Origin of the sequence: Ekhidna sp. (genome assembly GCF_040220215.1) — a bacterium.
In the GTDB taxonomy this organism is placed as follows: Bacteria; Bacteroidota; Bacteroidia; order Cytophagales; family Cyclobacteriaceae; genus Ekhidna.
This window is the reverse complement of record NZ_JAVJTR010000017.1, coordinates 14,552-28,778: the sequence shown is the minus strand read 5'-3', so window position 1 is coordinate 28,778 and position 14,227 is coordinate 14,552. Positions and strand designations below refer to the sequence as shown.

Sequence of the window (14,227 nt, the reverse complement as noted above, 5' to 3'; positions counted from 1 at the left end):
GTCAAACACCCCTGAGTTGCCATCGTCTATATTCTCAGAAAAAGTCAAAGTGATTCGATCAATTTGGCCATTAAGGTCATTATCAGCCGTGACAGCTGATGCAATAACAGGACCTGCACCATCGGTGAAAGTCGCCTGGGTTTGAACTGCCAAGGCACTATTTGTATTTACCCCGTCAGTCAGGTTGAAAGTATTCTGTGTGGTGATTGCTAGTGTTCCACTATTCTCTTCTGTATCAACAACTGTTGACTCTGTTCCTAAAACAACTGTTACACTGGAAACTGAACCTGTTATTAAATCTGTTGCATCTGGACCAAACAACGCACCATCAAAATCACCATCATCTGTAAATAATAAGTCATCTGCACTTAGTGAACTGGCAGCATCCAACAACTCTGAAAAGCTCACCACAAAACGATCGATCATCCCATCATTGTCATTATCCTGGTATTCAAAGTCTGTGATCTGTGGGGCTGCTCCGTCTGCGGTTCCTGAGAACACCTGACTACTTCCAATGGAATTAGTCGAAGCATCTTCTACCTGACCGGACAATAATGTAACATTGGGGGTAGCGTCCGTATCCCCACTTCCTGATTCTGTAAAACTGATGATCACTTCTGCGTTATCATCATCCCCGGAAACCTTGGCCTCTCCTGCATAACCGGCAACATCCACAGTGGTGTTGTCAAACACCCCTGAGTTACCATCATCTATATTCTCAGAAAAAGTCAGCGTCATGCGGTCTATCTGACCATTAAGGTCATTGTCTGATGTAACCGCAGAAATAATTACAGGTCCTGCTCCATCGCTAAATGTAGCTTGTCCCTGCGCTCCCAATGTGGCATTTGTATTCGTCCCATCAGTCAGGCTGAATGCATTTTGAGTGCTAATGGCTATAGTTCCTGAGTTTTCCTCAGTATCCGTCACCGTAGATTCGGTTCCTAATACAACAGTTACATTTGTCTCTCCTCCAGCACCAAGCAAATTTGAATTGTTACCTCCAAACAGGACTCCATCAAAATCACCATCATCTGTAAATAAAAGATTATTGGCACTTAATGAGCTGGCAGCATCCAATGCTTCTGAAAAAGTGACAACAAAGCGATCTATTTGGCCATCTACGTCATTGTCTTGATACTCAAAATCAGCTATTTGAGGTGCTGCCCCATCCGAGAAAGTTGCCTGGGCTTGAGCTCCTGTCGTATTATTTGTATTCGTGCCATCGGTCAGACTGAATGCATTCTGAGTACTAATGGCAATGGTTCCCGAATTCTCTTCTGTATCAACCACTCCTGACTCAGTTCCTAAAACAACTGTTACACTGGAAACTGCCGCAACAATTATGTCAGTTGCATCTGCTCCAAAAGCTGCACTTGTAAAATCACCTACGTCTGTAAATAATAAGTCATCTGCACTTAGCACACTTGCAGCATCAAGCGTTTCTGAAAAACTTACAATAAAACGGTCTATCTGACCGTCAAGATCATTGTCCTGATATAGGAAGTCCGAAATTTGAGGAGCTGCTCCATCAGAGAAAGTCGCCTGGGCTTGAGCTCCGAGCGTATTGTTAGTGTTCGTACCATCAGTAAGACTGAATGAATTCTGAGTACTGATTGCAATGGTTCCCGAATTCTCTTCTGTATCAACCACTGTTGACTCAGTTCCTAAAACAACTGTTACACTGGAAACTGATCCAGTTATTAAATCTGTTGCATCTGCACCAAACAACGCACCATTAAAATCCCCATTATTGGTAAATATGAGATCATTTGCGCTGAGTGAGCTGGCAGCATCCAATGCCTCCGAGAAACTCACTACAAAGCGATCAATCATTCCATCACTATCATTATCTTCATATTCAAAATCAGTGATCTGCGGGGCTGCTGAATCTGAATAAGTACCTCCATTGGTAACAACTTCTCCGTCAGCAATCTCCATTGCTCCTCCAGCATTTACAATTATGCTAGCTCCGGCTTGATAAGTTACCGTTAAGCCCGTAATGTCGGTTGTGTTTATCTGGTTTCCTGTGAAATTGAGTGTTAATGATGGCTGGTTGGGATTAGTGTAATCACTATCATCAAAGGTTATTGCCCCTCCGTTAATTAGTATTACGTCAAACACACCTGTCCCGGGAGTTGCATCCGTAATGTCAACATTAACATCAAAGGTGAGGGTTACTCTATCTATTTGGCCATCCGAGTCTTGATCAAACCAATTGGCATTGGTAATGACTGGCTGAGAATAGGATAAGAATGAAATTGTGGTGATAAATAAGAATAAAAATAACCTTCTCATATTGAGTTAATTAATGAATACAGGTGACAATCAAAAAATATGAACAAAACACTCAAATCTATTCATAGTGAAGTTCCCAAATGCCTTTTTTAAATCAAAGTACTGTCTCATTTTTTCGATATAGACTTAGAATATCAGGATAAGACAATGATTAGTAAAAATTGTACTATTTAAAGATCAATCCAGCGAACCATTAGCATTTAATTTCATAATTGAAATTAGCCTTACTCCGCCACCAAAATCAACATTGGCAACTGCAATAATTTTTCCATCAGGCAGTGTAACAGCATCCACAATCTGATCATTGCCATCCGCCAAACCAAAAAAAGATTCAACTCCCTCTACTGGTCTACATGCCTGATCAAACCGCACAAACATACCTTCGCCACCTCGTGAGGTATTAGTACCAGATCCCGATAAATTAAAAGAAGGGTACTGACCTAGTAGGATCACATCGTTATTTGCAGCGAGCGTGACCCCAAGTCCACGTGTTTCTATACCTTCATAAAGTGAGCTATCATGCAGGTTTCCACTTAAAAAAACACCGCTTGAACTGGTGCTCATCACAAAAGCAAACTCATCGTTTTCTGAGGTAAGAGTAGTTCCAACAATAGAAAAACCTGAAGTAGTTAAAATGGCATTTGAAACAGATTCATTTGAAACTACACTTCCATTATTTGAGTGAATGCCGTAGACTGGAGCATTTACAAATGATCCGTTTTGATCGATTTCGAGAAGTTGAACATTGGTTCCATTTATTCCTCCATTTTCACCTCTATCACTTGGCTTATTACAGTCACCAATTATCATAATGTTCCCATCACTCTTTTCGAAAACCCTTACTGCATTTTCATCTTCATCATCGCCAATAACCCCCTGAACACCATCAAAAACCACCTCCCTGTTTTCTATGTCATACTTTAAAAAGAAGTTATCAAAATCAGTAATTCCTCCTCCTCTGTCAAATTCTTTTGACCCAACAAGCAAAATGGATCCATCCGACAATTCGATAACATCATTACCAATTAAATCTAAATCCGGGTTCCCTGGTGCTGATACGATTGCATAAAGTGTGTCATTTAGCAATTCTAGGCTATTGTCTAAAAAACCGATGGTGAGAATACGAAAATCTGATATACCTCGGTTATTATCTGTAATTGAAGAAGTGCCAATGGTCACAAACCCACCATTGGTCAGCGGTTGGATTTGTCCACCTATTTCATTCCCTCTAAATTCATCCGGATTTCCGTCACCTGTTAAATCCCTTCCCGCCCTGTTTGTAAAACCATATGAAGCAGAATCAATTAGATTTCCATCTAAATCGGTACGTAAAACAAAGTAATCATCGAAATTGGTATTTGTTGTTTTTGTTCCAAAAACAACCAGTTGAAAGGGCACCCCTGCATTGTCATAGATAATTTCAATATCACTTGCTGTATAGCTCGTCAATTCCCCATAATATTTGACGAAGGCATCATTCGGAGAAGGAGCATCAGTATCTTCAATTTGACAAGAAATGAGTGCTGATAAAAAAAGTAGGTAGATTAAATATCTCATACACTAAATACTAGCGGTACTGTTTTCTTTTTCTTGGGAGATAAACTGATTTTGTATATCCAAATGAGATGGAAACTGCATTTAATGTCAAGTCATCCTCAACGTGACCAACACCAAACGTAACATCTTTAATGGCAAAACGATTACTTGGATCCAGATAATTAAAAAGTGAATTATCATACCTCAACTCTATCGAGAAGAAATCAACCTTAGCTCTTCCTACCCTCATCCTGACACCTACACCTCCCATCACCGATACATTAGAAGGAGCAGCCTGACCTTCGGCTTTTAAATTATCACTGCCATCCGGGAGTGTGTATGCCGTACCTCCGGTTCTCTGGGTATCAACATACCTGGAATTGAGGGTCAGGTCATATGACCCTCCTATAAATACGTAGGGTAGAAACCCGATCCTATTCCCATCCTCATCCTTTCGATCATAGTTAAAACTGTATCTGACAATTAGTGGAAATCTTAACATAGAGCTGCTATTTCGGGCCACATATGTGAGGTCATTGACTATCAGTTCTCCTTCAACATCATAGGATGTTTGTCTATATTGTAAACCTCCGGCAACTTCAATTCCATTGGTCAGATGGCGTTCTGCAAGTGCTTCAATCCAAACACCTATTCCTAAACCTGTATCTGAACCGTTCTCATTGTATCTCTTCTGCCCCTGAAAGGTGCTGAAGTTTTGACCAGGAAATACCTGAGGTAAAGATTTATTCATTCCACCTCTTAAAGCAACTCGAAGAATAGGTTCTGTTTTAAATTTTTCCTTTAATAAATACAACTCAGCAGGATCTTCAGGAGCCAACTGATGTTCCTTATCAACCTTAAGTAATTTCACAAACATTTCCTCTGCTTTGCCTTCATTGTCTTGAAAAAGATAAGCCTTTGTAAGTAGCTTATATGCCCTTATTTCTTCATCAATGGAAAAGATTCCGTTATTCAAACACCTGGTAAATCCGCTGCTTGAATTTGAATAAAGATTTATAATATCAGAAAGTCTTCCTTGCTCAAAAGCCACTTCTGCCTGGGATAATGATCTTGCGCACTGTGAAGATGACTGAGCAATTGAATGATAAGCAACTAAAAATACAAAACCAGCAATCAGGTATTTCCTCATAATATTTATTATTCCGATCCTCGTTTTGGCATTCCTTCGCAAGTCTCTACATATTCAATATCGATACCTACGTATTGACGCCATTCATTATCAGACATGTTGCCTTTTGTGATATGATTACAAATTTCATCCGCCATAGAATGAGCCGTGGTTGGATATTTCCGAATGTTCCCGTCTCCGGCAGCAGTCACGAAGTACTTGCCATCTGGACTGAAATCTGCATCATTAACCCAACCTTGCTGCCCTTGTCCTTTGTAATCCTCCAGGACAATTGGCAAATCAAATAAATTTTCCATATCCCAAACACGAACCTGACTATTTCTTGATGTCCCCAATATCAACCGATCATCCGGACTAAATTCAATATCTGTAATTGGAGCCCTAAAACCGGTTAGGGTTGGTTGAACTTGTTCATTTTTTTCCATATCCCATATCACCAACCTTCCATCTTCACTACCATATGCGAGATATTTTCCGCTATTGCTAAACTTAACGGCCTCTATGGCCCTTGATTCCCTAACATCTGCGTTTGCATTGGCCTTGTTTATCAATGTGGTTGCACCGGCACCTATATCAGTCAAATCCCACATGTAAACATTACCATCTTCTCCTCCTCCCACTAATGTTTTTGCATCAGGGGATAATCCAATTTTATGTATCCTGGTAGATGAGCGTGCCAGCTCAGTTGATGATCTAAAATCACTTCTTAATATCCGATTATCACCTCCTACGGATATAAACCCTGAGTTGTCCGGAAGGAATAAGAGATCAAACACAGTGCCTCCTCTGTGACCATCAATTTTAGTTGGCTGTTGATTAATATTCTTGACGTCAAAAATCAGGATGTTATTTTGATCAGTCCCAAGTGCAAGGTATTGCTCATTTGGACTTATGTTGACCACACGAGCAATATCATCATTCTGAAAAATTTGATTCCATTTGCGAGATGCTACATTCCATTTAATTACTTCTCCGTCTGAGTTTGCTGAATACAACCACTGACCATCGTTTGAATAAACAACTGACCTAATTCCAACAACTGTGTTTTCAGCATTTGGGTCTACTGGTTTGTGGAATTGATTAAAAATAGAATCTCCTTTTTCAGGCTCTAACCCTTTGTTTATAGCTTCTCGCTCATAGAGTCCTTGCAGCGCATTATAAACCCCTGCATAGATATCTCCATTGTAATCTTTTCCTTCATCTTTATAATCCTCATAAAAAAGATAAGCCTGCTTAGCAACAATTGCCTTTAGCTCGGCCTGATCCTGATCTTCTGAAAGGATATTTTTTGCTTTAATCGCCATGGATTGGGCGATAGCTTGATATCGGAGACGATCTGCTCTTTCTGAAGCTTCTACTGCTAGCTGTCTCTGTACCTCTGCTGCTTGCCGTTGTTGTTCTGCAATTTCCGCCTGATTTTGTGCATCTTCTTTAGCCTCATCCGCCTCTTGTTTTGCTGCAAGTGCTGCTTGACGTTGCTGATTAGCAATTTCCGCCTGATTTTCAGCCTCAAGCCTTGCGATTCTCGCATTTTCGGCTTCTTCTTCTGCTTTTCCTTGAGCACGGCGAGCATCAGCTGCTGACTCTTGAGCTGCCTCTTTCAGTTTTTCTGCTTCTTTTTGTAATTCAACCGCTTGTTCCCTCTGACGATCTGCCTCAGCCGCTGCTTTCTCAGCATCATTAGCTTTAATAAAGGCGAAAACCACAAACGTCAATGTGATGAGTGTAGCAATCGCCAACACCGTGGCGAAAACCCGCATTCGTTTTACCTGGCGTTTTTGGAGGATTTCCTTGTTTCGCTGCTCAGTCAAGTAAGCTTTCTCGGATGTCTCAAGGAACACCATGGTACGCTCAAACGCAGGATTGTATCGTTGACCCCATACCAGGGTTGGTCTGTTTTCTTCCCTCCAGTTCAGCGCAAGCTGCAAATCGGGCATCTGCCATAGACCTGCTCTACCTTCCTGATATCTTTCTGCTGCTTCTGAAAGTTTTAGGTACATCTCAGCAGCTTTGGATTCTTCATCTAACCAGCGCTTCAACCGCACCCAAATACGCATCAAACTTTCGTGCGAGATATCTATTACAGTTTCAGATTCCAGTCTAACTCCGAATGGAGGCATTAGTAAAGACCTTCCAGGCTCCCGGAAACGTTCTACTACTCTTGATACTTCTTCTTCATTTACTCCGGCAATTGCTGCAACGGTTGCCAGCTTAGTAGGTCGTCTGATCCCCTGGTTCTCTGATCCTCTCTCGGTGAGGGCTTTAAACATCACCTCACAAATCTCCTTTTCCCGTTTGCTCAATGAATCATAAGCCTCATTGGCATGCATGGAAAGCGCTTCTCTGAGGGTACCAATGGAATTATAATGCCTTAAATCGATCGGCTCTCCAATTTTTCGGTTCTCCGTCCAATAGGACCATGTTCGCATGAGCGCGTGTTGAAGGATTGGCAACTGATCAGGGTTGTCTCCTACATCATTGAGCAATTGCTGGGTCAGACGAGGAGCAACTTTACCACCCCCCACTGCAATCGGGCCTTCAATGGCTGTTCGCTTCTGATCCCGGGTCATTTGTGGGATCAGGTAGTGGGAATCATTGATCATCTGAGTCAGATCTGGAAACTGCGCACACTCTCCGATGAAATCTGAACGCATCGTTAAGGCAATGAATACCGGTTCATCATACTGATGAATGGCTTCCAGAAGTAAATTGACGAATGCTGATGACTCATCTAAATCAGATGTGGCTGATTCCAGCTTACGGTATCGAAATAATTCTTCAAACTGATCGACTAATATTAATACGTTTTGGAAATCATCCGCTTTTAGCTGTCGTACCACTTCCACTAAGCCCAGAGAACTACTGCGCAGAACTGTACTGATGATTGTTTTCCGAATCAGTTTATCTTCATCTCCAAGATTTGAATATTCTTTATCCTTAATCAATAAGGACTCGGCAAGGTTATCAATTGGTCCACCTCCGGGTCGTGTAACCACAATACGCCAGTTGGAACCTGCCTCTGTCATAAACCCTCCATAGAGTGTCGGAATGAGGCCGCAATACATTAAGGAAGATTTACCACTACCGGAAGCACCTAGTATGGCGACAAACTTATTTTCAGAGAGCTTGACAAGTACCTCATCACTTTGTCCTTCCCTTCCAAAGAAGAGATGGCTTTCTTCAATCCCGAATGGCCTTAACCCCGGGAAAGGGTTGATTAATTGGGTAATGTCAACGATATCCTGGGTCTCTTGACCCTGCACATCAATTTCTTTTTCGCTCATCAGCTTTCCATTTTAGTTAGAAAAGGCTTGAGATGCTCCGGATTAAAAGTTCCTCCATTGTTCCCCAAAACCATAGCGTTGTTTTTCTTGTAATGCTCCATGTCCACATCCTTCTCCCCGTTAAAGTAAACCGCTTTTGCCGTTAAAGGCTTTTCACGGCCAAATCCAGGAGCTTTCAAAAGATCCTGTAGTTTCGTTTTTATCCAATCTTCGGTAGCCTTCCCGAAATAGATAATCGACGCATCACATCGACGGAGGTTTTCCTGATGGATGTATCGTAGGTCAACCAAATCCCCCTCATAACTAGGTGATACCACATTGAATCCCTGATCTTTAAGATAAGACTGAAGGTCATTGATATCATTCACATCACGTTTATCCGCAATGAGGTATATCATCTTAGTTTTTTCGTCTTTCTTCTGTTGTTCAAGCCCTTTGATGTCCCTTCTAACATTGAAACGCCCTCCTGTTACCAGTTCTTCCCTAATAATCGTTTTTAGCTCTTGCAATGATATTTGAAGCACCTCGGCTTCATCCAGGGAAGCGGCATCACTTTTTAAGTCTTCAATGAAAATCTTCTGTCTCTCCGTAACGTTTTTTAAATCCGGGGATACCCAAATTAATCGACTAAACAGCTTCTTATCTCCGTCTTTAGCCTCTTTGTTTTTTTCTACCATTTGATAGGTATGGTCGGAAGCTACCCGATTTTGAATATCAACTACTGAAAGCTCAGAACCTCGGGGTTTATATCCGTAATCTTCACCTACTAAATGTATAGACAGCCTGCATCTATCTAAGTCATCCCGCACCATCCTATCAAGTGCTTTTGCCTCTTTTGGTAAACTATGATCAGGGAGAACTTTATAGCCGTGACGAATTAGTTCACGCTTGATTATATCCCGTTGAATGACCATATCCACCCCAGTGCTTGCAAGATAGACTGTTTTTTCCCTTGGTATAGTTGAGTACGACCCTGACCCGTCATCTGCCTCCTTGGCGTGAAGTACGTGATTGATGTCATAAGCCATATCAACCAACTTCATCCAATAGCTTCGCTCAGCATCTGTCCCAAAAAATCTAGTGAATTCCTGTGGGTCGCCGGTGAGTGGGTCGACCAGGTAAAAGTCGTAAGTAAGTAAATCCTCCAGTTCATTCAGATGTTCATCCGGATCAAATGGGCGCTTCAATACTTTAAACATTCTTGCTACACCATCGGCAACCAGGCTATTCTGATCTTTTAATTTCTTGCCATGGGAATTAAGCGCTCTAATTATGACTTTTTCCTTCGCTAAACTTGATGTAAGAACAGCGAGTATTACACTATAGTTATCTAGTTCAACGGCAGAAAAGCTAGATTCATTAATGAGCTTTATTTCCGGATTTTCACGAGTAATTTGGTACATCAAAGTAGAGAGGAATTTGTGAAAATTCGTTACCCATCCTTTAACGCCTCCTTCGATCAACGCATCGTCATGTTCCGAATATATAAGTGCTATGGTGCGATTAGAGCTCATTTACGTGATTAGGTGGTTTTTATATAGTGAATTAACTTAATTTTTAAAACTATCCAAAAGGGGTTCGTCGAAATGTCAACCAAACAATGCATCCACAATTTTCGGCTCTTCCTGATCTACAACCCCATTCATTATGTCTATCCAGCAATCCAGTATTTCGAAATGTTTAGACAATAAATTTAATAACTCTTCCTTCCTCATGAGCAGCAGCGTGCACTCAGTTCTTGCCAATGCAGTGAATCTGAAATGATCCGTTTCCGTTATGTTCTTTTCACCAAACACACCACCCTTCACTCGTTCTGCAACCTTATGATCACCTTCATAAATATCAATAGAGCCGTCAAGCACAATATACATTGGTTCCATACCACTATCCCCTTCTCTGATAATCGTTGAGCCCAGTTTCACTCTAACTTCCTCAAGGCTTTCAGCCATATAGGTAATTAACTCACCTGGGATATTACTGAACATCTCTATCTTCTTCAGCTCGATAACCCTTTCAATAAGTAGCAATTTCTGATGATACTCTTCATCATCATGACGGAACACCGGAGGTAAAATCGCTTTATCCAGCTCTTTCTTTGTTACCGGTCGCAAACGTTTGGTATGTTGGTGATAAGCTTCCTTATCAATCAAATAAATTACATATGCCGCTGTTTGAAGTAATAGCGGGTCAGGGTTGAATAGGTTAGCAATGATATCAGCCGTTACATGGGTACTTAATTGGCTAAACCTAAACATCGCCAATGCCTTGGTGTACCGGTTTATTCTATTAAAATCCCTATTGATGATTTGTAGTAATAAATCTTCGTAAGAGTCAAATTCTTCAGGAGGATAATAATTTTGGAGGCGCGCCAGTCTTTCCTGGATTTTTAGTTCGTCCATTACCGGAATCAACTTAGGCTTCAGTTCTTCATCCACAAAAATATCCAACATTTCAACGGCGAAAGTCACGCTCTCAGTTGTTCCATTTTGAATATTTTCTTTAGCTAGAAGAACACTTTGAGGATCATAAATCATACCAAGCAGCATGAAAATGTTATCATAGTTTTTGACATCCTCTTCGACCATAGCCTCTCGAATCAAGTGATCTATAGAATGTTCATTCGGAATCTCCAGTGCTGATTTTATGTTCCAGGCGATATCCCCAATCTCTCCTTCTACAGCGATTTTTATTCGTGCAGCCTGAAAGTCCCTTGCTATAAAACCAATATAGCTTAGCGACAATAAAAGCTGAGAAACTATCTTTCTATCAGGGAAGTCAATCTTTTTCCATAAGAGCTCGGTCGCTCCCCTGCCACCAATGCGTCCAAGAACCTGGATAATTCTAATCATTGTAGCATGGTACTGTCCGGTTTTGTAAAAAGCTGTATCCACCGTATGAAAAGCTGCCTCACCTGATGCTTTAAGTGCCGACATTGCCACATTGCCGTATGTTGCTAAATGCAAATTCTCTATTAGGATTGGCCATAACTCCGGACGTTTGACTTTACCAGCAGTAATCATTGCTGCTGATCGCACTTTTGGATTGATATCCCTTAGTAATTCAACTATGTAAGCTATATGGCGGTCTTCACTTGCTTTAGCTAAAAGCCTCGCTCCTCTTTCCCGATCATCCGCCTCCGTGGATCTGACAAGTTCTTTTATGGAAACATCAGTGAGTTTAAACTCTGATGCTTCTTTTAGCTTTTTAAAGGCTGATTGAGCCACCTCAAGTACCTCTTCATTGCCCTCCGTTTTTAAATCTTTTTCTATGATCTCTACTGCTTCCCAACATAACCGATTTCCTAATTTTTGGTAAGCAAAACTTCGCAAAACCGGAGAGCGATGGTTCAATAGATCAAGGAGTACAAATTCAAACTCAATCGGCTCCAGTTTTTCAAACAATTTTAGGGCACTCAACACCTGCTCTACATCCTTAGAAGCAACCTCGCCTTTCAAAAGATTGAGCGTATTTTTCTCATTTCTTTTACCCTCTCCTTTGAGAGATGCTTTTTGCTTTTCTAGCGTAGACTTAAGGGTTTTTTTGTATTCTTCAAAAAGTTTTCCGGCCAGATAGATAATTCCACCCGCAAGAGCCAGAATGAAATATGAATAGTGTATCAACTCAAAGAAGACCAATAGTCCAAGGGCCATCTGCATTGCTCCTGCTACAAATACGGCTACTTCGTTTACAACACCTTCAATCCTGGTTTGTATATCAAAGCGGATTTTAATATCGATTGGGAGGAAGAAAAGTTTGAACGCAGGGTTTTCCAGCGCGTCTTTAAGTGCAGCAGTAAATAGCTTACCGACGGCTATTAGCACGAAGAACATGATAAACTCATCCGTTTTGGTTTGATACCCAAAAATGTGCCCGACCACTATAGCGCCTAAGGTGAACAATATCAAAATCAAAGGCATAGTCATCAATGCCACCTTCAACCCAAACTTTCCTATAATTATATCATTGATAAAACTTTGGATTAGGAAGGAAAAAACGATAACCAATCCTGAGAAGAAAGACAGGAAGTCGGCCAGCTCTTGTTCATCAGGGTACATGGTTTCGGTAGCACTTAGGAAGGTGTAATCCACAAAAACTGCAGACCCCATGGAGAAGATTAAGAATACAGAAAGTAATCTAAGGTATTTGTCTTTGATAAGGCTCGTGAAGCTCACTTTCTCCACCTCTTCGCCTTTTAAAATTTTAGTGGCTTTATTTAGATTGTAATTAATTGCCAGTGAGAGTGTAAATAAAAAGACACCCAATGCTGCAATTCCGGATATAAAAAGTAGATCGTATGTCTGATCTATGATCCATCCAGTCAATAGCGGAATACTGAAAAAGGCAATCATGGTTGCCATTAATTGACCAGTATCAATCCCTCCAATTATTCTTTTACTTGCACGTAAATCAAACACACGTCCAAACACCCCCCAAAAACCTAGAAGTATGATGGAAGTAACCGGACCTATCATTACGAAAAGAATAAAAGGGACTATCTGAAATTCACCCGAAAGTGTATTATCATAACCAATAAATTCAAATGCTGCCCGGATACCACCTATAAATAGGAGAATAATAAAAGTGGTTGAAATAACTAGGGTTGAAAAATTGATCTTCTTTTGGAGATTAACAAATAAGGCTGTCGAAATAATGCCTGCACCACCAGCAGAGAAAAATGCGACATCAAGCCATTCATCCCCAAGGACAGATAAAAAGAGTGTTTCCGCGCCTATTTGATACGTTGCGAGCAGAATCCCCATAAAAAAACCTTTGCCAAGCAAGAGCAACATTTGCTTTTCTTCGCCAGGTTCTCCCCCCAAGAATTTTAAGAATGCTCGAATCACTATAAATTAAGTTTCACAGGCCTAAAATCTAAATTAGATATTTACCTATCAATTGTAGGAATAAATCAATAAAAGACTATGATTCATCGTACTTTAACTTAAAAAAGTACTATTTTTTCTTCCTTTTATTACTTTCCTTACTTGTACTCTTTCCTTTCCTTTGAAGTTGGCTATTGTAACCAAATAAATAGGCTACTCCTATGGTAGCGAAATTATGGTAGTACTCCATATTCTCCCTATAGAAAGTTAAATCACCCGGAGACCCGCGATCAAGGTTCGTGTTGGCTGCAGTGGTTGTTGCCATATTACTATGTTGCCAGGTATACCTGAAATCCAATTGCAGACGTGATCCCCCCTGTATATCAAAGAAGACACCTCCACCAAGCGTGAGCCCGAACTGAAGCCTGTTAGGTTTACTCACATAGGCTGTGGTGTAATCATCCGGCGAAGCATTAGCCGCCGAATTGAATCTCAGTTTATATTCAAGTGGCAAGTAATTTCCATCGTCATCTTCAACAGGCCAAAATTCATCATCTTCAGTTGGTCTGAAAATACCCTTCCCGCCAACCCAGTATGCTAGCCGTGGACCTCCGTTTACGTAGTAATGAAAGGGGACTTTCCCCAGGTTCACCCTAAGCATTATAGGAACTGAGATAAAATGGTTGGTCATTTCATTACTAATCACCTCACCATCTGTCGCGATATCCTTTACGGTTTTGTGGATTTTCTCATAAAGTAATTCCCCATATACAGCGTACATATCGCTTGCAGCGTAGCTTAAAGCAAATCCGGCTTGCCAGTTGATATCCGGCTTAACATTAAATGAATCCTTTTCATAGGTCTTATCCTGATAAACATGATCGATGTAACTCACACCGATTTTTGGCCCAAACCAGTACTGCCCATAGGAAAAAGTGGCAAAAACTGTCACAAAACAAAAAGAAAGGATTGGTTTCATTTGTATGCTTTTACTTTCATATGTAATAATACAAAATCCTTTTCAGTAGATTATCTATAAATATCATTTCTTGGATGTATAGTTGTTTTTCTTAGTCGTATAATACGTATAAACCCAGTAAAAACGAGGATATTTGTTACGGGTAGTGCTAAATACAATA

Annotated in this window: 7 protein-coding genes; all 7 read right to left on the bottom strand. The window is 40.7% G+C overall.

Annotated features, from left to right (window positions below; genetic code table 11):
• Positions 1 to 2,295: beta strand repeat-containing protein (locus RIC88_RS12800; protein WP_350217937.1), on the bottom strand; the 2,295-nt coding region annotated here is incomplete at its 3' end.
• A 177-nt stretch (positions 2,296 to 2,472) separates the two neighbouring features.
• Entirely contained in the window at positions 2,473 to 3,852 is a 1,380-nt protein-coding gene (locus tag RIC88_RS12795) for a delta-60 repeat domain-containing protein (RefSeq protein WP_350217936.1), read from the bottom strand.
• Between the two features lie 10 nt (positions 3,853 to 3,862).
• The gene (locus RIC88_RS12790; protein WP_350217935.1) at positions 3,863 to 4,981 is read right to left on the bottom strand and encodes an outer membrane beta-barrel protein; all 1,119 of its coding nucleotides are present in this window, start codon (positions 4,979 to 4,981) and stop codon (positions 3,863 to 3,865) included.
• A gap of 8 nt (positions 4,982 to 4,989) precedes the next feature.
• Complete coding sequence (locus RIC88_RS12785; protein ID WP_350217934.1) at positions 4,990 to 8,265, bottom strand: nSTAND1 domain-containing NTPase; 3,276 nt, start codon at positions 8,263 to 8,265, stop codon at positions 4,990 to 4,992.
• Positions 8,265 to 9,779, bottom strand: coding sequence for a DUF4062 domain-containing protein (locus tag RIC88_RS12780; protein ID WP_350217933.1), 1,515 nt, complete (start codon positions 9,777 to 9,779; stop codon positions 8,265 to 8,267). The genes RIC88_RS12785 and RIC88_RS12780 overlap by 1 nt, the downstream gene beginning before the upstream one ends.
• 75 nt (positions 9,780 to 9,854) lie before the next feature.
• The gene (locus tag RIC88_RS12775; protein ID WP_350217932.1) at positions 9,855 to 13,025 is read right to left on the bottom strand and encodes a cyclic nucleotide-binding domain-containing protein; all 3,171 of its coding nucleotides are present in this window, start codon (positions 13,023 to 13,025) and stop codon (positions 9,855 to 9,857) included.
• A 193-nt stretch (positions 13,026 to 13,218) separates the two neighbouring features.
• A complete protein-coding gene (locus RIC88_RS12770) occupies positions 13,219 to 14,067 on the bottom strand; it encodes an outer membrane beta-barrel protein (protein ID WP_350217931.1) in 849 nt (282 codons plus the stop codon).
• Positions 14,068 to 14,227: the final 160 nt, after the last annotated feature.